The organism is Thermatribacter velox, from assembly GCF_038396615.1.
GTDB classification, from domain to species: domain Bacteria; phylum Atribacterota; class Atribacteria; order Atribacterales; family Thermatribacteraceae; genus Thermatribacter; species Thermatribacter velox.
On record NZ_CP121689.1, the window covers coordinates 1,524,159 to 1,543,565 of the forward strand.

21 protein-coding genes are annotated in these 19,407 nt (G+C 42.0%); 7 read left to right on the forward strand and 14 right to left on the reverse strand.

The window, feature by feature from the left end; genetic code table 11:
- The 5 genes from QBE54_RS07645 to QBE54_RS07665 all read left to right on the forward strand — a co-directional run bounded on the left by QBE54_RS07645 (window position 1) and on the right by QBE54_RS07665 (window position 5,346).
- Window positions 1-1,332, forward strand: coding sequence for an ABC transporter substrate-binding protein (locus QBE54_RS07645; protein ID WP_369017604.1), 1,332 nt, complete (start codon window positions 1-3; stop codon window positions 1,330-1,332).
- A gap of 380 nt (window positions 1,333-1,712) precedes the next feature.
- Window positions 1,713-2,300 carry a carbohydrate ABC transporter permease gene (locus QBE54_RS07650; protein WP_369017605.1) on the forward strand — a complete coding sequence of 196 codons (588 nt, stop codon included), beginning with the start codon at window positions 1,713-1,715 and terminating at the stop codon, window positions 2,298-2,300.
- A gap of 17 nt (window positions 2,301-2,317) precedes the next feature.
- Complete coding sequence (locus tag QBE54_RS07655; protein ID WP_369017606.1) at window positions 2,318-3,442, forward strand: uroporphyrinogen decarboxylase family protein; 1,125 nt, start codon at window positions 2,318-2,320, stop codon at window positions 3,440-3,442.
- Window positions 3,443-4,282: a carbohydrate ABC transporter permease gene (locus QBE54_RS07660; RefSeq protein ID WP_369017607.1), complete on the forward strand. Its 840-nt coding sequence runs from the start codon at window positions 3,443-3,445 to the stop codon at window positions 4,280-4,282.
- Between the two features lie 29 nt (window positions 4,283-4,311).
- Complete coding sequence (locus QBE54_RS07665) at window positions 4,312-5,346, forward strand: hypothetical protein (protein ID WP_369017608.1); 1,035 nt, start codon at window positions 4,312-4,314, stop codon at window positions 5,344-5,346.
- A 70-nt stretch (window positions 5,347-5,416) separates the two neighbouring features.
- Here QBE54_RS07665 and nagA read toward each other — a convergent pair whose 3' ends face one another.
- From nagA to QBE54_RS07705, 8 genes are all read right to left on the reverse strand, one after another.
- The gene (gene nagA, locus QBE54_RS07670; RefSeq protein ID WP_369017609.1) at window positions 5,417-6,562 is read right to left on the reverse strand and encodes an N-acetylglucosamine-6-phosphate deacetylase; all 1,146 of its coding nucleotides are present in this window, start codon (window positions 6,560-6,562) and stop codon (window positions 5,417-5,419) included.
- 26 nt (window positions 6,563-6,588) lie between these two features.
- The gene (locus QBE54_RS07675) at window positions 6,589-7,287 is read right to left on the reverse strand and encodes a GntR family transcriptional regulator (RefSeq protein ID WP_369019417.1); all 699 of its coding nucleotides are present in this window, start codon (window positions 7,285-7,287) and stop codon (window positions 6,589-6,591) included.
- A gap of 65 nt (window positions 7,288-7,352) precedes the next feature.
- A complete protein-coding gene (locus QBE54_RS07680; protein WP_369017610.1) occupies window positions 7,353-8,825 on the reverse strand; it encodes a xylulokinase in 1,473 nt (490 codons plus the stop codon).
- A gap of 13 nt (window positions 8,826-8,838) precedes the next feature.
- Window positions 8,839-9,579 carry a sugar isomerase domain-containing protein gene (locus tag QBE54_RS07685; protein WP_369017611.1) on the reverse strand — a complete coding sequence of 247 codons (741 nt, stop codon included), beginning with the start codon at window positions 9,577-9,579 and terminating at the stop codon, window positions 8,839-8,841.
- Window positions 9,580-9,622: 43 nt separating this feature from the next.
- Window positions 9,623-10,468 carry a carbohydrate ABC transporter permease gene (locus QBE54_RS07690; RefSeq protein ID WP_369017612.1) on the reverse strand — a complete coding sequence of 282 codons (846 nt, stop codon included), beginning with the start codon at window positions 10,466-10,468 and terminating at the stop codon, window positions 9,623-9,625.
- A 33-nt stretch (window positions 10,469-10,501) separates the two neighbouring features.
- On the reverse strand, window positions 10,502-11,407 hold the full coding sequence (locus tag QBE54_RS07695; RefSeq protein ID WP_369017613.1) for a carbohydrate ABC transporter permease: 906 nt from the start codon (window positions 11,405-11,407) through the stop codon (window positions 10,502-10,504).
- A gap of 98 nt (window positions 11,408-11,505) precedes the next feature.
- Window positions 11,506-12,807, reverse strand: coding sequence for an ABC transporter substrate-binding protein (locus QBE54_RS07700; RefSeq protein ID WP_369017614.1), 1,302 nt, complete (start codon window positions 12,805-12,807; stop codon window positions 11,506-11,508).
- Between the two features lie 31 nt (window positions 12,808-12,838).
- Window positions 12,839-13,750 (reverse strand): sugar phosphate isomerase/epimerase family protein, encoded by a 912-nt coding sequence (locus tag QBE54_RS07705; protein WP_369017615.1) that lies wholly within the window; start codon window positions 13,748-13,750, stop codon window positions 12,839-12,841.
- A 182-nt stretch (window positions 13,751-13,932) separates the two neighbouring features.
- Here QBE54_RS07705 and QBE54_RS07710 point away from each other — a divergent pair, with 182 nt between their 5' ends.
- Window positions 13,933-15,171: a transposase gene (locus QBE54_RS07710; protein ID WP_369017616.1), complete on the forward strand. Its 1,239-nt coding sequence runs from the start codon at window positions 13,933-13,935 to the stop codon at window positions 15,169-15,171.
- A gap of 252 nt (window positions 15,172-15,423) precedes the next feature.
- On the opposite strand, the gene QBE54_RS07715 is transcribed toward QBE54_RS07710, so the two are convergent.
- The 5 genes from QBE54_RS07715 to QBE54_RS07735 all read right to left on the reverse strand — a co-directional run bounded on the left by QBE54_RS07715 (window position 15,424) and on the right by QBE54_RS07735 (window position 17,634).
- Window positions 15,424-15,630, reverse strand: a complete 207-nt coding sequence (locus tag QBE54_RS07715) for a hypothetical protein (RefSeq protein WP_369017617.1) — start codon at window positions 15,628-15,630, stop codon at window positions 15,424-15,426.
- Between the two features lie 22 nt (window positions 15,631-15,652).
- Window positions 15,653-16,090, reverse strand: a complete 438-nt coding sequence (locus QBE54_RS07720; protein ID WP_369017618.1) for a UPF0236 family transposase-like protein — start codon at window positions 16,088-16,090, stop codon at window positions 15,653-15,655.
- A gap of 111 nt (window positions 16,091-16,201) precedes the next feature.
- Window positions 16,202-16,750 (reverse strand): permease, encoded by a 549-nt coding sequence (locus QBE54_RS07725; RefSeq protein WP_369017619.1) that lies wholly within the window; start codon window positions 16,748-16,750, stop codon window positions 16,202-16,204.
- Window positions 16,751-16,756: 6 nt separating this feature from the next.
- Window positions 16,757-17,254: a permease gene (locus QBE54_RS07730; protein ID WP_369017620.1), complete on the reverse strand. Its 498-nt coding sequence runs from the start codon at window positions 17,252-17,254 to the stop codon at window positions 16,757-16,759.
- Complete coding sequence (locus QBE54_RS07735) at window positions 17,251-17,634, reverse strand: PadR family transcriptional regulator (RefSeq protein ID WP_369017621.1); 384 nt, start codon at window positions 17,632-17,634, stop codon at window positions 17,251-17,253. Before QBE54_RS07735 ends, QBE54_RS07730 begins: the two co-directional genes overlap by 4 nt.
- Window positions 17,635-17,804: 170 nt before the next feature.
- Between QBE54_RS07735 and QBE54_RS07740 the strand changes: the two genes are divergently transcribed.
- Window positions 17,805-18,419, forward strand: a complete 615-nt coding sequence (locus tag QBE54_RS07740; protein ID WP_369017622.1) for an ATP-binding protein — start codon at window positions 17,805-17,807, stop codon at window positions 18,417-18,419.
- A gap of 38 nt (window positions 18,420-18,457) precedes the next feature.
- On the opposite strand, the gene QBE54_RS07745 is transcribed toward QBE54_RS07740, so the two are convergent.
- On the reverse strand, window positions 18,458-19,396 hold the full coding sequence (locus tag QBE54_RS07745; RefSeq protein WP_369017623.1) for a sugar kinase: 939 nt from the start codon (window positions 19,394-19,396) through the stop codon (window positions 18,458-18,460).
- Between the last annotated feature and the right edge of the window lie 11 nt (window positions 19,397-19,407).

Sequence of the window (19,407 nt, forward strand, 5' to 3'; positions counted from 1 at the left end):
ATGAAAAAAAGTTTATTGGTTGTGCTATGCCTAATGGGATTACTTTTTGTAACCACCGCTTCTTCTGTCGCCCAGGAAAAAATTGAGATAACTTTTTGGCACCACGAAGCCCCGGCACACCGTGTAGCTGCCTTTCAAAAAGTGATAGACCTGTTTGTAAAAGAAAACCCTGATGTGGAGATCAACCAAGAAGTTGTCATGTGGGGTGATGCATGGGTTAAAACACTTTCTGCGATGGAAGCAGGAACACTTCCCGATTTCCAATTCTCAATACCTGATTTGTTGCTTACCATGTATAAAGCAGGAGCAGTAGCACCGGTAACAGACCTGGTAAATGAAATCGATGAAAAATACCAATTCTTCCCAAACCAGAGGAATATATACGCTCACGACGGAGAATACTGGGGTGTGCCCATATTTACTATGGTAATGCTTCTCACATATCGCCCCAGCTTCTTTGAAGAGTATCTGGGTACCAAGGAACCTCCAAAAACTTGGGACGAAGCTTTAGAATATGCCAAAAAAATCACCGAAGCTTCTGAGGAAGAAGTATACGGTATAGGAATAGGTGGAGCAAAAAATCTTATGACTGATGAGCAAGCTTACATTTTCCTTGCAAGTGCTGGAGCAAGGTTCTTTGATGAAAACGGCAGAGTTATTTTTAACAACCCAAAAACTATAGAAGCCCTAAAACTATACAAAGAATTTTTCCAATACGCTCCCCCTGGGGCAGAAGCTTGGTCCTGGGGAGAAATTGAACTTAATATAGCTGCAGGTACCATAGCCATGTCACCCTACTTCCCATCAGTACAGAAAAGATTCCATGAAGAATTCGATAGCAACGATTACGACGCAGCCCATATTCCTTACTTCAAAGATAGAAAAGAACGCGGCACCATAACGTATCCAAACGAAATTCATATTTACAAAGACACCCTTAAAAATGGTGAAAAACACATGAACGCAATCAAAAACTTCATAAAGTTCATGATGCGCCCCGAAATCAATGCTATCTTAACCGCGGAACAGGAGCCGGGTGGTTTCTTCCCAACCACAGTCGCTGCTTCCCAAGCCAAGGAATACTGGGAAAACCCCATAGTAAAGAGATTCGAAAATATCCACAAAGTAGCCTTCGAGGCACTGCAAGAATATGCAACCCTTTATGGCTTCGAATATGGTAAATGGGTCAATCTGGGCATAGGAGATATCACAGGTGCCGACGTACTAGCAGAAGTGGTAAATAAGGTAGTCAGCGGGCAAATGAGTGTTGAAGAAGCAGTAGCTTGGGGTCACCAGGAAATGGAAAAATATTCTGTGCCAGTATCTCAGTAATTAAAATTAATATTTGTGTAAATATTTACATGGCATCTGCCCCTGTCGGCACTTAGTGCCGACAGGGGCAGCAACGAGGGGGAAACAAATTGGGAAAAAAGTCCTCAAGAGGATTGCGGCAATATTTACCACTATTACCTCTTTTGGCTCTTTTGATTTTCGTTTTTGCCTACCCATGCATATCAGCCTTTCTTTTGGCTTTTCAAGATATTTCTTTTGGTGAAGCTTCGGGAAATTACGTCGGTTTAAAAAATTTCGCGGGACTATTAGAAAATCAAGTATTTATTAACTCGTTAACCAGAAGTTTTGTCTGGGCCATCGGCAACCTCGTAATTCAGCTATCAATCCCTATGGGAATCGCTTTGCTCTTAAATAGAAGGATGAAAGGAATAAATCTGGCCAGATCGCTAATTATGCTACCCTGGATAGTTCCCTCGGTAGCAATCGCAATTTGCATGCGCTGGATGCTACTTCCAAGAATTGGCATAATTAATGAGTTCCTCCTTTTTGCCAAAATCATCCAAAAACCCGTTCACTTTCTTGGTAACTCTTCTACAGCCATGCCCTTTTTAATACTTCTTAATTCATGGAAATTCATGCCCTTTGGAACCCTGTTAATCCTGGCAGCACTACAAAGCATCCCAGAAAGTGTTTTCGAAGCAGCAGCAGTAGATGGAGCAAGAAGCTTCCAGCAGTTTCGTTACATAACTTTCCCCTTACTGGGATCAATGATATGGTTCGTTGGTTTCCTGGCATTCGCTTGGAATTTCAATACCTTTGACCTAATCTGGTTAACGACTCAAGGAGGGCCAGGAAACGCTACACAGACTTTACCAGTCTTGATTTATAGAACAGCCTTTAAGGTATTCCGTCTTGGGGAAGCTTCTGCCATATCAGTTTTTATCGTGTTTCTACTTTTAATAATAGGGGTACTATACCTTAAGCTCCTTGCCCCAAAAGGCGACTAAAGAAAGGAGAAGGAATAGTGAAAAGCTGCGAAAGACTAAAGTCAGCCATCAGTAAAAAGCTCCCAGACAGAGTACCACTGGATTTGGGAAGCAGTATAACTGGTTTAACTCTGTTTGCTGCCAAAAAATTGTGCAACCTGCTCGGTATCAAAGAAGATCTGAAAATAATTGTAAAACCCTTGCAACTTATTGAGCCTCCGGAGGAAATACTCATTAGATTGCACATTGATACAAGATACGTAAGACCTACTTTACCTAATCAAGAGACTTTTGAAGAAGAATACATAGACGAATGGGGTATACGCTGGAGACTTGCCTCAAATGGATTTTATTATGACATAGTTGAACATCCTCTAAAAGAAGGTACGCTTGAGGAGATAGAAAAATTTGATTGGCCGGAGCCAAGGCAAAAAGAGCTTTTTTCTGGTTTAAGAGAAAGATGTGAATACCTACATCGCCATACAGATTATGCCATTATTGGCGATCCGTTAAGTCCAGCCTTATTTGAGCCAGCTTGGTACTTACGTGGCATGGAAAATTTCTTAGTAGACCTCATCCAAAACAGAAAATACGCGGAACGTCTACTAGACACTCTATTGGAGTTTAAAATTCAATTCTTTGACGAATTTCTCAAACAAGCAGGAGACTATATCCAGGTCATTATGCTTGGTGATGACCTGGGAACACAAAAAGCTCCGCTCCTCTCACCAAAGCTATACCAGGAAGTCGTAAAACCACGTCACAAAAATTTATTCTCCTTCATAAAGAGCCGTACCGAAGCAAAAATATTTCTACACTCCTGTGGAGCTATTGAACCCTTGATACCACAGCTGATCGATGCTGGAGTAGAAATACTGCATCCACTCCAACCTTTAGCCCATGGAATGAACCATCAAAAAATCAAGGAAAAATATGGAGATAAGCTTTGCTTTTGGGGAGGTATTGATATTCAATCTGCCCTTCCAGGCTCGAAAGAAGAAGTCAGACTCGAAGTAGAACGCAGAATCAAGTTACTTGGCAAAAATGGAGGATATGTTATGAGCCCAGCCCACAACATTCAACCAGACACACCACCAGAAAACATTTTAGAAATGTTTGACTATGCACTGGAAGTTGGCAAGTACCAGGAGGAAAGGGAATAAATGCACTTAAAAGGTTTAAACAAAATAATCGCTGGCATAGTAATAGCTATAATCATTCTGCTAATGATCTGGCCCTTCTTCTATATATTCTTATCTTCTTTTAAACCTTTAAAAGAAATAATGTCGAAAGCCACTCTGCTGCCTAAAAATCCCACCCTCAAAAACTACAAAACCCTTTTGTTTGCAAGAACACCAGTCCGTGATTTTCCAAGGTTTTTATACAACAGCTTAGTAATTTCTTCGCTAACTACAATATGTACAATAGCCATTGCCTCGATAAGTGCTTATGGTATCTCACGCAACAAAAGGCTAAAAAAGGGCATCATATCTCGTTTTTTGCTTCTTTTGTATGTTTTTCCAACAGTAATACTTCTGGTACCTCTTTATAAAATATTCGCCTTTCTAAATCTCTACGACAATTTTATTTCCCTAATAATAGTGTATTCTGCACTCGCTGCACCTTTTTGCACCTGGCTTCTAACCTCTTTTTTCGACAATATCCCTCGTGATATAGAAGAATCTGCAAGCATAGATGGAGCCAGTTCGACATCAACATTTATTCGCATAGTCTTGCCTCTCGCCGCTCCAGGTTTGGTTGCAGCAGGTGCATATTCTTTTATAACAGCCTGGGGTGAGTACATGTTTGCCCTGGTGTTAATAAGTAGCAACCTTAAGAAAACAGGACCATTGGGATTAGCCACCTTTGCAGCAGAGCAATATATAGAATGGGGTCCTCTCCTTGCGGGTTCGGTATTGATAATGCTTCCGGTGTTTCTCATATTTCTACCTATATCCGGATACTTTATAAAGGGCTTCACTGCTGGAGCAGTGAAAGAGTAGTCCTTAAAAACCAAAAGGAGGGAGAGTTTATGAAATTTTTTGCAAAACTAAGTATATTTTTAAGCATCTTTCTCTTATTAAGCGTAGTTGGTTTCTCTTCAGCCCTCACAAAGGTTTCTTTACAGATATTGAAAGACATTTACGTTCTACCAGTAGCCGAGCTTGCCACTACAAAAACCCATCCCGAAATTATAAAAATCGAAAATAACCTTATAGAAGTAACCATCATACCAAATCGAGGTAGAGTGATTGCATCTTACGCTCTAAAAAAGCAAGGAGAAAAAATACCCCTTCTCTACAATGAGTTAAACCCATCTCCCATGGTATTACCTGAAGGACTCCACACTGTAGAATTTGGAGGATATTATCTTTCTCTTCCCTGGAACGAGCGAGATCGTCAGCCTTTTGATCTCTCTTTTGAAATAAAACAAAATACGGAAAATTTGGCGGAAGTTTACCTTTCGGGAAAGGACATATTCAAAAAAACTCTCACCGAATGCTGGATAAGGGTCAGAAACGATTCCCCTTTAGCTGAAATAGCAACAAAAATAACCAATACCTCAAAACGAAAAGAAATAACTTTAGATTTTAAAGATTTCACTGTTGTAAACAGTATGGGCGAGTGTCGCTGGCTTCTGCCCATAGAAAAAGTAGAAGTTTTAGAAAGCGAAGACAATTGGCTTGGCGAACCAGGAACAGTTTTGGCCTCTTTAAGTGAAATCAACGAGTGGAACAAAGCAGAAAAATACTTTCGAGTTTTAACCAAAGATCGACTTTCTTTACCCTTAGCAGCCTTCCTGTACTCCAAAGAAAACGTCGCTTTTATAAAACTTTGGGGTCCGCAAGATTTCTTCACAAAAGCTGAAGTTTGGTCCTGGGGAAAATCTTATCCCGAGAAACCAGGAGCCAATGCATATGTAGTACTTTCCAATGTTAGTGAAGGGCTCACTTTAAAACCCCAGCAAGAGATATCTTTTAAAGTCTATTTAATAGCTTTAGACCACATCTTACAGGAAGAACTTGGAGTTTTATTTAAGAAGGCAAAATCATACTTAGCCAACTAAAGGTGTACTCTCTAAGACCCCAGGCTCAAAGCAAGGTCCAAACCCTGGGGTCTACTCTTTATCTTGGTTGTCAAAAAATTTTCTCTCCGGCTAAAAATACCCCCTGCACTCTAAAATTTTCATCAAAGACCACGATATCAGCAATTTTATTCTTTTCAAGGCTTCCCAACCTATCATCGATTTTTAAGAGTTTAGCTGGTAACAAGCTGGCCATTCGTGCTAATTCTGGCAGAGAAAGATCAAACAGCTGTTTCAGATTATATAATGCCTGATCTAAAGTAAGAGTACTTCCTGCTAAGCTCCCGGTTGAAACCATTCTGGCAATGCCGTCTTTCATCTCCATCATTTCTCCACCCATTTCATACATTCCATCCTGCAAACCAGTTGCTCTAATGGCGTCGCTAATCAAAATAAGTCGATTGCGCTTACACAAAAGAGCAATTTTCATTATTTCAGGTGATACATGTATCAGGTCAGCAATCATTTCCACGCATATCCCCTCAAAACCCAGAGCAAAAGCAAGAAGATTGGGAGAACGGTGATGGAGAGGATCCATACCGTTGAAAAGATGGGTTACCAGGCGAGCTCCTTTCAGGAAGGCCTGGAAGCTTATTCGGTAATCGGCCGTACTATGACCAAGGGAGACCAGGATGTCCTGAGAAGCCAGGTATTCAACTATATCAAGAGCATTATCAAGTTCTGGGGCGATGGTGACCCTCTTTATAAGGCCTTCGCCGAGTGCAATAAATTCCTTTATTTCATTCAAATCTGGTTTGCGCAAGAAGGAGGCATTCTGGGCACCCCTTCTTTCAGGGGATAGATAAGGGCCCTCAAGGTGGATGCCCAAAATAGAAGGGAAAAGTTTTTTGCAAGATACTATGGCTTCGATAGCCCTCTCAGTCCTCTCCTTGCTTTCTGTTAAAGTAGTTGCTAAAAAGCGAGTTACTCCATGCTGAAGGAGAAAGGTAGTTATCCTCTCAATTCCCTCGGGAGAACCATCCATAAAGTCTTCTCCCACTGCGCCATGAATATGAAGATCTATGAGCCCCGGGAAGAGATAAGCATCACCAAAGTCAAAAACACCTTCGCACTCCTTACTAAAAACGTCCCCAATATGGACATCCTCTATAATGTCCCCTTTAATTAACAAGGATCCCTTAAACACTCCATAAGGAGTAACCAATTGGCCTTTTGCTATAAAGCTTTCTTTTTTCACCTTTTAACCCTCAACATACAAAAAGCTCAAGCTCTGCTTGCAAATTCCGGATTAATCAAATTCACCGTAAATCTATAATTCTCACCCCTGAAAAGGGTTGTAGTGAATTCTATTGGATTATCCTCCAAATCATAGGTCAATCTCTCGCTAATCATTCCTACGCTTCCACTCGAAGCCTTTAAAAGCCTAACATGTTCTTCCTCTTTTATAAGTGTGGGCTCCATATCTTGTCTTGCCCAGACCGGAGGCCTGCCAAATTTCTTGAAAACAGCGTAAAGAGATTCTCTCTCCAAATCAAGTTTTTCTATGCCTGGGAAAAGCTTTAATGGGATATACGCAACCTGCAAAGCAACAGCTTCACCAGAAGCGTAACGTATTCTTTTTAAAAACAAAACTTTTTCTCCCTTTTTCAGCTGTAAAAGACTTCTTATCTTTTCAGGAGGAGAAATAACTTTTTTCTCTACAATACGGCTGGAAGGAACATAACCTTTTGACTCCATATCCTGAGTAAAACCCACAAGTTCAGTAAGCTTCTCAACTAATTTTCTCCTTCCCACAAAAGTCCCCTTACCAGGTATCCTTAAAATAAGACCCTCCCTGGAAAGCTCATCCATGGCCTTCCGAACGGTCATCCTGCTGACACCACATAGCGCAGCAAGTTCTCCTTCTGAGTAAAATTTATCCCCCGGCTTATAACGACCGCTTTCGATAAGCGTTTTGACCATATTCTTCAACTGTGTATGTAATGGAATAGGTGAGTTTTTGTCTATTGTCCAATTTCCCATTGTCATCAACTCAATACCGAAACCATTTTAGATTTGTAAAAAGAATACAACCTTAAATAGTACTCTGCGTATCTTTCTTCTGGAAGAAACTGACAACCCTCAAAGTCTTCAGCCTTAAATAAAGTTTCCCGGGAAAGACCCATCGCTTCCATACCCAACAAACAAGCCCCAACCGAAGCAGTATCCACGTAAGGGACTAAATATGTAGGCAGGTTGAAAACATTGCTGACTATCTTAGGCCAAATATTTAAACGAGCAAGACCTCCACTTAAAATCACCCTCTCAACTTTTCTGAAGGTCGTTAACGCTTCTTCCAGCGAATCTTTAAGCGCAAAAGCTATGCCTTCCAAAATCGCAAGCACAACGTCCTCCATTTTATGATTAACCTGCAAGCCCAAAAATGCTGCTTTGGCCTGGTAATTAAAATAAGGGGTTCCGGTACCCATCAAAAATGGATAGAACACTAGTCCTCTATCCGTATTGATTTTCTTAATCTCTCCAACTTTTTGCCAAAACAAATCCGGGTCACCACCCCAAAAGGAAGAAAGGAACCAGCCCAGGGCCGAGCCTCCTGTCGGAACTGTACCAAGATAAAAGTACTTATCTGGAATACAGTGCAAAAATACGTATAGCTTGCCTAACACCTCCTTACGTATTTTGTCCGAGCAAAAGAGCAACTGTCCAGCCGTACCAACACACAAAGAAACGTTTTCTTCTACCCCAGCTCCTGTCGACAGAGCGGTAGCCGCAAGATCACCGGCCCCTTTAATGACAGGTAACCCAGAAGGTAGATGAAACTCTCCGGCGGCCTCTCGAGAAACAGCACCCACTATGCAGCTACTATCGACTACATCTGGTAATATATCCAATCTAAACCCAAGTTCTTTCAGTAAATCTTTATCCCAGTTCTTCTTGTATATGTCATATAAGAGGGAGCCTGAGGCATCAGAATAATCCGTGGAAACATCTCCACAAAGTACATAAGCTAGGTAATCTTTTGGGAAAACCAATTTTATTGCTCTTTTAAACAAGAATGGTTCATGGTTCTTTAACCAGAGCATTTTCGGTAAAGTAAAAGCTTCCTGGGGCAAATTGCCCATTTTATTCAGGAAATAAGCTTCTCCAAATTTATCTTTAAGTACTTTAACTTCCTCTACAGCCCTTATATCGGACCATATCATGCAAGGATACAAAACCTGAAGACTGTCAACATTTATAAGCACTGGCCCATGCATTTGGCCCGTTAAAGCAACACAAGTAAGAGATTCCATCTCTTGGGGGTAAAGAGTAGATAATTTATCAGTGATTTTCTTCAAATTAAAAATCCACTGTTCTGGATTTTGTTCAGCAAAAAGGGGTTTAGGGTATTCGGTGACATTGGGAAGAGTTTCTTTAGCAATTTGCTTACCATTTTTGTCAAAGATAATGCATTTAAGATTGGTTGTTCCTACATCAACCGTCAAGACATATTCTTTCAAGAACTTTACCTCCCTACAACATCTTCACTAGCCTGCGATAATGTTCAATCAATTCTCGATTTTTCTCCTTCCCCCCAGGAAGATTACCACTTACGAAAACAGGAGGTACCACATTAGATTCTTTTAACAACTTTGCAATACTTTCGACAAGCAACAAGTTCAAAACAAAAGTACCGATAACTGTTGAAGTGGGAGCAATTTTTTGGGGTAACCCCGAGATTTCAATGCAAGCATCCCCTATTTCTCCCTTATTATCGATAAAGACGTCACAATACTCAGAGATGCTTTTACAGTTTCTTTTTTCAGCCAAATACTGCGAATAAGCCTTACTGCCAATACCTATCAACGGTATGCCCCTTTCCCTGGCTATGGAGGCCATTTGAAGTGGAACATAATTGACGCCAGAATTGGAAAAGATAATCATAGAGTCTGGGGGAGTTGGTTGAAAGTGTTCAAATATTACCTCAGCAATGCCAGGCTTGTTTTCCAGTAAAGAGGACTTTGCAGCACCAGCGTGAAGCATCAAACTTGGCTCAAGCATTGGATTAATACAGGCAAGCCCACCTGCTCTGAAAAAAGCCTCTTCAGCAAAAATATGAGAATGGCCTGTTCCAAATATATGAATCAACCCACCTTCCTGAATGGTTTTCGCAAGTATCGAAGCAGCTTGTTTTACATTAGTACTTTCTTCACTTAAAACTCTATCCATCATTTCTTTAACCCTTTCAAAATAGAGAATTGATTCTTTATTCACTGGAAACACTCCTCCTTAACCAAAACTTGGATCCATCGTAGAACTAATATTTGGTAGCGCCTGCTGTCAAACCCCTGACAAAACTCTTACCAAACAGGGCGAACAATATCACAGGTGGTATTGCCGTTAAAACAGCTCCAGCCATCAGAAGTCCCCAATCCACATTGTATTGAGTGATAAATCTTGCAATACCTACAGGTAAAGTTTTTTTGAATTCGTCCAGCATGAAGATATTCGCAAAGAGAAACTCCGTCCAAGAAGTAATAAAGCAAAAAATAGCTACCGCCCCTATACCTGGCGCTATTAATGGTAAAACCAATTGAAACATTATCCTCAGTCTCCCTGCTCCATCAACTAAAGCTGCTTCCTCAACCTCTCTTGGAATACTTGATAGAAAAGCTTTTAACAACCACACACCAAGAGGACTCACCAAAGTAACATTTATTAAAACTAAGCTCAACAAGTTGTTTATAAGTCCAAGCCCAGCAAATATGAGATATAGAGGTACCGTTAATAAAGTAGTAGGAACAGCATAACTAGCAATAACGAAACTCGAGATAATGTTTTTACCAGGATATTCACATCTATATATACTATATCCCCCTAAGAACACGAGAAAAGTTGATAACAAAGTGGTTAAAAGACCGACTACAATGCTATTGTAAAGGTAACTAGGGTACTCGGCAACTCTCAGCAGATTTTTGTAATGTTCAACAGTGAAAGTCTCTGGTATGAATGTGGGAATAGCTCTTATAAGCTCATCAGTCGGTTTGAAAGAGGAGACAAGTATCCAGTAAAAAGGGAACAACACAATTACAAAAAGAAAAACGAGAAGAATAACCTTAACCGCAAAGACTGCATAATCTGAACCCCTTAAATATCTCGCCATAGAAGAAATTCACCGCCCAGCGCCATAATAAGCCTATTCTCTCGCATACTCACTTACGCTCATCTTAGTTAAAAGCAAATAAACGACAACAAACATCGCAAGAAAGACAAAAGCTATAACCGAAATAGTAGCCGCTTCGCTCAATGCAAAAGCTTTAAATCCTCTTTCATATATTAAAACCGGCACAGTATAAGTGGCCCTTGAAGGCCCCCCTTGAGTAAGTAACCATACAACGTCAAAGACGTTAAAAGTTAACAGCGGACCCAATATACCCAATACAGTCATAACAGGCTTCAAATTAGGAAGCGTAACATAAAAAAAGGACTGAAGACTGTTAGCACCATCTACTGCCGCAGCCTCATATTCTTGCTGAGGAACTGACTGAAGTGCAGCTAGCAAAAGAACAGTAATAAACGGAAACCATCTCCATGAATTAATGAAGATCAAAGCTGGCATAGCCTCATTAATAGACCCCAGGTAATTAATGGGTTGAGAAATTACGCCAAGCTTCTCCAATAAATAGTTGATAACTCCAAATGTCCCGCTTAACATCCACCGCCACATTATAGCCAAAACAACCGTTGGGAGAATCCAGGGCAAGACAATCCACGTTCTCATAAAACTTACTGACCTAATTTTTAGGTTAAGAATCAAAGCCGCAAAAAAACCTAATATTGTTTGAAGAGCAACGTTTCCAATCACCCAAAATAAACTTTTGCGAAAAGCATGCCACAACGATGCATCAAGAACCACATTGATATAATTTTTAAGACCCACAAAAACACCTTTTTCACCTATAAATTCCACGTTCAAGAAGCTAAGTTTTACACACAAAAACAATGGATAACCAATTGTTACGAGCAACCAAACGAGAAGAGGAGCGATAAGTAAAAGCCCAAATATCGCGTTGCTACTTTTAGGGTTCCATTTTTTGAACACCGTTTCTCACCGCCTCAAACGAGTCTTAATTCGTCCCAGACGGATCACAACTTGTTAACAACGTAGCAATCCGTCTGGGACATAAACGAACAATCAAGCTATTTTCTGAGAGCTTTTAACATTTCTTCTTGACCCCATTCCACTGCTTTAGCTGGATCCACTCCTTCGAGACAAACTTTTTGTACAACTTGAGCCAGAATATTCTGTCCTGATATTCTTCCAATGTTAGGATTCACTCTGCCCTTTGTAAAGCCAAAAAGTTTACCATACTTGGACTGTTCGATCATTAACTCAACGTGAGAACGATACTGAGAAATCACGGGATGCGACCAAAAAGACTCGGATTGTAAGGTATTAGTTGTTACCGGTAAGAAAAGCCCTGGTTCCATCCCAGCAAGCCATTCCCCATTAACTTCTGGATTGAACAAATAATCCAAGAACTTTTTAATGGCTTCATGCTTTTTGTTATCGGAAGTCAAAACCATTATTCCATTTGAGTAATATATGGAACCCCTCTGTCCATCTTCAGGTATAGGCACTATTGCACAACCCAAATTTTCTCCAGATACTCCAGACTCTTTTTCAAACGGAAGTAAAAACTGACCCTTTTCTATAGCCACAGCCATTTTGCCTGTATTGAAAGCCAACTGGGGTTCTGCCCAAGTCCATGAAGAGGCATCTGGGGGTGAGAGTTCGTACAATTTTTTGTAAAAAGCATATGTTTCAACTGTGCGTGGGTTGTTAAAAATCAGATTCCCTTCTTCATCAAACAAATCTTCTGCCTTATTGGTAATCATAAAAGTATATATAGCTTGATCTGTATACATATGCTTACTAGCGGGAACTCCTATTCCATATATATTTTTGGCTTCAGCAATTTTTTTAGCATAATTTAACAAGTCTTCCCAACTTTTCGGAGGTGTTGCGGGATCAAGTCCTGTTTCTTTAAAAATATCTTTCCTGTACCACAACATATGAACCATACCGTACGCGGGAACGGCCCAAAGGTGACCATCATAGTTGTAAGGCTCAACTGCAGCATCTATAAAATCATACCTTTCTCCCAAATACGAAAAAATATCATCAACCGGCTGTACAGCTCCCGAGGACTTCACTGCAGTAGTAAAGTCTGGAATTGTAAACATCAGGTCTGGCTGCTGTCTTGCAGCAATAGCTGCCATTACCTTGGTATAAGCTTCCATCCAATCTAAAACTACCTGACGTACACTGATATCAGGATTGGCCTTATTAAAAGCGTCGATCGTTCTTTGAAATTGTTCTACACGATGAGGAGGTTGCTCCATATGCCATAAAACTACCTCGGTCTTAGCTAAAGCAAAAGCAGCAAAAACCAACATCAAAACCATAGAGAGAACTATCACGTAAAACCCTTTTCTCATTGTAAAATTAACCTCCTTAAAGGAAGTTTCGTTATTTAAAATAAACTTCCAAAAAATCCTTTGCTTCCTGCGCAACCCTGTCAAAGTCAGCAAGCCCACCCTGATTAAGATCGCCAACACCCTCAATTCCACCCTTAAACCATCCTTCCCATTCTACGCTTATAAAACCACTATATCCCACCTCCTTCAACGCTTCAGCACATTCCTTAAAATTAACTATGCCACCTCCGAACCAACACATATTCCACCTACCTATAGTGCCTGCTATATCTTTCGCATGGACGTGATTAATAAGTTTCCCAAAAGCAGCAATTGCTTCTTTAACAGGCATGTGAGGCTTAATGCCTAGATATAAACCCCCAAAATCTATAGTTACCTTGACGTTATCCAATCCTATCGCTTCAATCAACTCCAAAGTAATATCCGGGAGATTTATCAAGGTTTCTTGGTGTGGCTCAACACTAAAATCCAAACCTCTTTCCCCTGCGTACTCAGCACATTCTTTAACCATATCCACAAAAATTTGCTTAGCCTCTTTCCTTGAAATCATGATATACGTCGGAGGATTGTAATACCCGTCAATATAACTCACCACAGTAGGAGCGCCTATACGAGCGGCGATGTCTATTGCTTTCTTGACATTGGCTATTTGTCCTTTTATCAAATACTTCCAGGGAGTGATTGCAAGATGATGGGACCCAACTGAAGCAACTTTAATACCCTTAGAATCAACCACCCTTAACACCTTTTCAATTGTCTCCCCCAACTCTTTATCTGAAAGATCTATGAAACTTCTGTCTATAAAGTCGACGCCTTCGTAACCATAAGAAGCCACCCTTTCAACACACCAATCAAGAGGCTTGTCTCCCCACGAATTAGTAACAACCCCAACTATACCCATCTGGTAAGGATAGTTGGGCCATATTTCGAAAGACAGTTTCATCTTTTCATCCCCCTTAATACATTACAAGTATATACATCTTTATACCATTAAAAACACATTAAGTCAACAGATCGAGTTGAATCATCTAAAATCTTGATGAACTCCTATCGTTATCTCAACTAAAAATCCTGATATAAACCATTCTACCTCCGGGTGATTTTTTTAAAACAGGAGGTAACGAAATGGAGCTCACCATGAATACCAGAAGGGAAATCATTAAGAAAATGGCACCCGAGTATCAAAAAGCCACTAAGAAAGAAAAAAGAAAGATCTTGGATGAACTCGTCCATCTCACTGGATACACCCGGACGTATGCCTCCTGGCTCCTTTCTCATCATGGACGGAAAGTCTATCTCACCGGACGAAACGGCAAAAAGTATCGAGTCATTGGATCCATCACCAAGGTAAAAAGGAACCGAAAAAAGATCTATGATGAGGAAGTCCTTTCTTCTTTAAAAAAGATCTGGCTCATCTTTGATTGCCCCTGCGGGAAAAGACTCGTTCCCTCACTTCCTTGGATGATCAAAAAACTGGAAAAGCATGAGGAACTGGTTCTTTCCCAAGAGGTCAAAGCCAAACTTCTTTCTATTTCTCCAGCGACCGTCGATCGGCTTCTCCAAAAGGAAAAACGAAAGCTCACCTTCACCTTTCGGTCCTACACCAAGCCCGGAACGCTTCTCAAACACCAGATTCCAGTTCGAACTTTTGCTGATTGGGATGAGAAAAGACCAGGATTCTGTGAAATGGATCTGGTTGCCCACGATGGCGGAAACCCCAGTGGGGATTTCTGCCAAACTCTTGATGTGACCGATGTCTTAACCGGCTGGAACGAAACTCAAGCGGTCAAAAACAAAGCTCAGAAATGGGTCTTTGAAGCCTTAGAACAGATCCGAGCAAGGCTTCCCTTTCCTCTTTTAGGAATCGATTCCGACGATGGAGGAGAATTCATCAATAACCAACTCATTCGGTACTGTCAAAAAGAACAGATCACCTTCACCCGGTCTCGACCTTCCAAAAAGAATGATAACTGTTATGTCGAACAAAAGAACTGGACCATGGTGAGAAAAACGGTTGGCTATCTTCGCTATGAGACCGAAGACGAACTCCTCCTTCTCAACCAACTCTATTCCCTTCTTCGTCTCTATACTAACTTCTTCCAACCGGTTACCAAACTGGTTTTCAAAGAGCGAGTGAATAGTAAAGTCAAAAAACACTATGATGAAGCCAAAACCCCACTGATGCGAGTTCTTGACGCCTCATCGATTGATGACTCCATCAAGCAATCCTTAAAAGACCAATATGAAGAACTCAATCCAGCCGAACTCAAACGACAGATCGTCAAAATCCAGAACCAATGGATCGAGATGGTTACCTTGAAAAATGATTCCATTCCTCACCCTGAGGAGGTGAATTTGGTATAGAATTTTAAATGAGGCAACGAATCCATTTCATCAAGATTTTTAGGTGAGGCATCACTGGAGTCAACCATAAAAGGATAGCGTCAACTTATTGTAGGTACATTTTCTGAAATCTTCTTCTTTTCCGATTGTACTTGGAACATGGTTTTCTTCTTTCCTCTTAAACCTCGCATCCATCCAGAAGGTATGGCGTTGATATGACTATCTCCTTTCCTCTATATCACAGAAACCCAGGAGATCTCTTGAGACAAAGCCTTAAGGGTTAAACGTAGAGAACTCACTGCTTTTCTCATAACCGGTATATTCCCGTAGACTTCGTGCAACACCTCCTTTCCTCTTTCCTTTTCTCTCTGGATGGTTTTCGGAAGATACAGTGAAAGCAGGGAGTTTTTGTTTATGGGTTCTCAGGTAGAAACTCCTCACTGATTGCTGGTTGAACTTCATAGCCCGGAGATAGCTCATAGGATCTGCTCCTTTCTTATTCTCATTGCATAGGACGCTGGGAGAGACGAGCAGAGAGTACGTGACTCACATGACCTCGAGCACTAATTCTGAGCTTTAGCTTTTGATAGTGTTTGAAAGCAAGGATACCCTGAAAGCTTTGCTGGAGATAATGGAGAAGTTCTTTGATCTCCCTTTGCTTTTTGGGGTCAGTAGTTTCTGAGTACCCATTAAGCAGGACATCGGCAACTTCATCCCAGGAACCTTCTTGTATGGCTTTCCAGAGTTTCTTCTCTAGCTGAGGGTTATGGTGCAGGGTTCCTTTTATGCGCTTTGCAAGGTGGAAGCGGTCTAAGACAAACACTGCTTTGGGAAGGATGTTCAGTCCCTGCTTTATCCAGGAAGCTCTCCAGAATCTGCTCCAAGCGGAAAAATTACCTCTCAAATAGTAAAAGCTGAATTCGTCATGGAGCTTTCTCATTATAAGCTCCTCAAGGAGAGAAATCCAATCCAGAATGGAAACACTACAGAAAATTGAGAACCCCTGTGTAAGCTGAATGCAAGCCTCAAAACCAGAAGCAATGAATTATGGCTAATCCGTTCTGAGTGCAGAAGACAGATATCCTTCCAGAATACACCCTTTCTCTCTTTGAGAAACCAGCCATTCCAGCAAAAAAGCAATCAAGAAAACGCCCAGAAAGGACATAGCATAACGAGAAAGGGCAAAGCGATAACCCAGGCTCTGGGCCTCAAAGAGAAACATGGGTATTTTCATGGTTGACCAGGCACCCAAGAATATCCACACGTTGCGCAAGCTGGTCCCTTTACGCAGTAATACTTCGGCAACTGGAAAAGCAGCGTATAGAGGGCCAGCCGCAAAAATCCCCAGGGCAAGACATAAAAACATGCCCAGAAAACCAGAGTGCTCTCCCAATCTTTTCACGACTTTCTCCTTGGGAACCCAGACATCAAAAAGTCCCACCATGAGGAAAATGGGCGGAACCACGCCCAACATAAAAAGGGTATTTTTAAAGGTCAGTCGGAAAACCTCTTTCCCACTTGCCGGCTGCACAAGGAGAATCACCAACGATACACCCAGCATCACCAAAGCGCTCCTGTATTCTCTAAATTGACTCTTCATTGCTTTTCACCATCCCTTCACCGCTATCCAGACCACGTACCCAACCAGGAAAGAATAAAAGTATGCCAGAAGGTTGCGCCATAACGTTGCTCGAAGCCGGAAATAGCGCGCTTCAAGAGGTGCAGTGACCACCCCCACCATCATGAGCGTGGAAATAAAGACTGCCATCTGCGCTATTCCTGCTCCTTGGTCAAGAAGCATCTTAGCCATGGGGAAAGCCACAAATCCTGGAATAAGCGTTATGGCACCAACCAGAGAAGCTATTAGATAACCAGGAAAACCACTTTGCTCTCCCAGAAAAGCGGCTATGCTCCGCTCAGGCAGAAAAACGATCACCAAAGAAATGAGGAAAATCACAGTTAAAAATGGAGGTAAAATGCCAGCAAAGCTCTTCCAGGCCTTTTTCAGGGCAAGGATGGTCCTGGCCTTGTCTTTTTGAAAAGAAATCAGCAACCAACTCAAAGCTACACCGTAAAGAACTAAAGTTGAAACATCCACCTTCATTTTGTTGACTCCTTTTCAAGTCCCCGGTAGTGAGCGAGAAAACTTTGAAGTCGTGGAATTTGAGTTTCTATGTATTTCGCCCAGGAGTGGAGGGCAATTTTGCCATCCTCGGTTAAAATATACACTCTCTTGGCCGGACCAGGTCCTTCAGTTACCCACTCTGATTGAACGAAACCATCTTCTTCTAAACGGCGCAGGGTCCTATAAACCAATCCGGGGTCCAGGTTCTCCCCCTCGAACCACAGCTTTTGTAATTCTTCAATCAGCTCATAGCCGTGGGCTCTGCGACGAGCCAGCAAAAGCAGAAGACAGGGCTGCAAAAACCTGCCCATCCTAAAACCTGGGCACTCACAGTGTTCGTGATGGTGGCTTCTGCACATCACAAAACCTCCTTATATGACTTATTCATATAGATGAGTAAATTATAATACGCCATTTCTTTCCTCTCAAGATGTACCCAAAATTTTTTTAAACCAAACCTTAGAATCACATCCCTGGCTATTCCAATTAAAGTATTTTGGTATTATAATACCTAAATGAGGTGAGTGCCGTGAAAAGAAAAGTCATCCAGATAGACCAGGAAAAATGCAATGGTTGCGGAAAGTGTGTCACCGCATGTGTAGAGGGAGTCATTCAGCTGGTGAATGGCAAAGCCCAGCTGGTCAACGAAAATCACTGTGACGGACTAGGTGCTTGCATTGGAGAATGCCCTCAGGGAGCAATACGTCTGATTGAAAAGGAAGTTGCTCCTCCCAAAGAAAAAGAGGATAATCTCTCCTGTCCTGCTTTTGCTTTTTCACAAAAGAAACCCGACTGGCCCTTGCAGCTTGCTTTGGTTGCACCATTTGTCTCCTTTCCCCAAAAAACGAAACTGCGCATAGCCGCCGACTGCTGCGCCTTCGAAAATCCGATGCTTTTTGTACAAAACGAACCAACAACGAGAACCGTAATTGCCTGTCCTAAGCTTGACCAGCGCGGGGAAGAATACCTGGAAAAACTAAAACACATCCTGCACAACAATCCCCAGATCGAAGAAGTGGAAGTGGTCTACATGGAAGTTCCCTGTTGCCGAGGACTTCTCTACCTCGTTCAGGAAGCTCTGAATGCAAGTGGTCGAGAAATACGGCTTACCACGAAAATGGTGAGAATTGGAGAAAATAACTAAAAGGGGCCGGCCGCGTTGCCGGCCCTCTCAAGCTTGCGTTAACTGCGTTCCATAAAACTCATCGCATCCTCAAAAAACGGCGCTCCTTCCATGGGCCCTTTGCGAGTTACCGCCAGAGCACCCACCGCGTTGGCAAAACGAGCACATTTTTCCAGATCAAACCCGCGCAGCATGCCCACCAGAAAAGCGGCATCAAAACAATCACCAGCGCCTGTGGGGTCAACCTCGTCCACCTTGAAAGCCGGAACTTCAAAACTCCTTCCCTTAACATAAACGGTACTGCCTTTATCTCCCCTTTTCAAAACTACATACTCCACTCCACTTTCCACCAAGAAACGACAGGCTTCGTCGGGAGTAACCTTGCCGGTCAACATCATGGCTTCTTCACCGCTTGGAAAAACAAACGAAGCTGCTTCAACTACCGGACGACAGATATCACGCACTTTGTCCACACCCAGTATTTCCGGACGCAAGTTGGGGTCCAGGCTTATCTTTACTCCCCGCTCACGGGCCACAGAAACAGCCCGATAAATTGCCTTCCTCCAGGCCTCATTCATGGAAAGAGCCGAACCATTGATGTGAAGGAAAGAAGCTCCCTCAAAGTAATCTTCTTTGATGCGCTCCTCCTCTATAACTCCGCTTGCTGCGTTGCCAATGTGATAGATAAACTTTCGGGAACCGTCTTCAAAATAGGCCACAAAAGCCACACCAGTGGTAAGATGCGAGTCAATGTAACAGTAACGAAGGTCCACACCGTCTTTTTCCAGGCGGTCAAGAATCACCTTGCCAAAATCGTCATTCCCCACCGTCCCTATAAAACCAACTCTGGCTCCAAGGCGGGCAGCGCAATCAGCAAAGATAGCTGGAGCACCACTTGGGAAAGGCCCAACGAAAAAATCCGGCCGGTCAAAGCCCACTCCCACTTCATGACGCATGATTTCCACCAAAGCCTCGCCTAAGGAAATAATTTCTGGCACCATTTTTCCCT

Bases quoted from the DNA above. Each gene is read 5' to 3' on its own strand.
- QBE54_RS07645 (WP_369017604.1), top strand. From the start codon at position 1: ATGAAAAAAAGTTTATTGGTTGTGCTATGCCTAATGGGATTACTTTTT.
- QBE54_RS07650 (WP_369017605.1), top strand. From the start codon at position 1,713: ATGAAAGGAATAAATCTGGCCAGATCGCTAATTATGCTACCCTGGATA.
- QBE54_RS07660 (WP_369017607.1), top strand. From the start codon at position 3,443: ATGCACTTAAAAGGTTTAAACAAAATAATCGCTGGCATAGTAATAGCT.
- QBE54_RS07665 (WP_369017608.1), top strand. From the start codon at position 4,312: ATGAAATTTTTTGCAAAACTAAGTATATTTTTAAGCATCTTTCTCTTA.
- QBE54_RS07675 (WP_369019417.1), bottom strand. From the start codon at position 7,287: ATGGTCAAAACGCTTATCGAAAGCGGTCGTTATAAGCCGGGGGATAAA.
- QBE54_RS07690 (WP_369017612.1), bottom strand. From the start codon at position 10,468: ATGGCGAGATATTTAAGGGGTTCAGATTATGCAGTCTTTGCGGTTAAG.
- QBE54_RS07700 (WP_369017614.1), bottom strand. From the start codon at position 12,807: ATGAGAAAAGGGTTTTACGTGATAGTTCTCTCTATGGTTTTGATGTTG.
- QBE54_RS07705 (WP_369017615.1), bottom strand. From the start codon at position 13,750: ATGAAACTGTCTTTCGAAATATGGCCCAACTATCCTTACCAGATGGGT.
- QBE54_RS07710 (WP_369017616.1), top strand. From the start codon at position 13,933: ATGGAGCTCACCATGAATACCAGAAGGGAAATCATTAAGAAAATGGCA.
- QBE54_RS07715 (WP_369017617.1), bottom strand. From the start codon at position 15,630: ATGAGCTATCTCCGGGCTATGAAGTTCAACCAGCAATCAGTGAGGAGT.
- QBE54_RS07720 (WP_369017618.1), bottom strand. From the start codon at position 16,090: ATGAGAAAGCTCCATGACGAATTCAGCTTTTACTATTTGAGAGGTAAT.
- QBE54_RS07725 (WP_369017619.1), bottom strand. From the start codon at position 16,750: ATGAAGAGTCAATTTAGAGAATACAGGAGCGCTTTGGTGATGCTGGGT.
- QBE54_RS07730 (WP_369017620.1), bottom strand. From the start codon at position 17,254: ATGAAGGTGGATGTTTCAACTTTAGTTCTTTACGGTGTAGCTTTGAGT.
- QBE54_RS07735 (WP_369017621.1), bottom strand. From the start codon at position 17,634: ATGTGCAGAAGCCACCATCACGAACACTGTGAGTGCCCAGGTTTTAGG.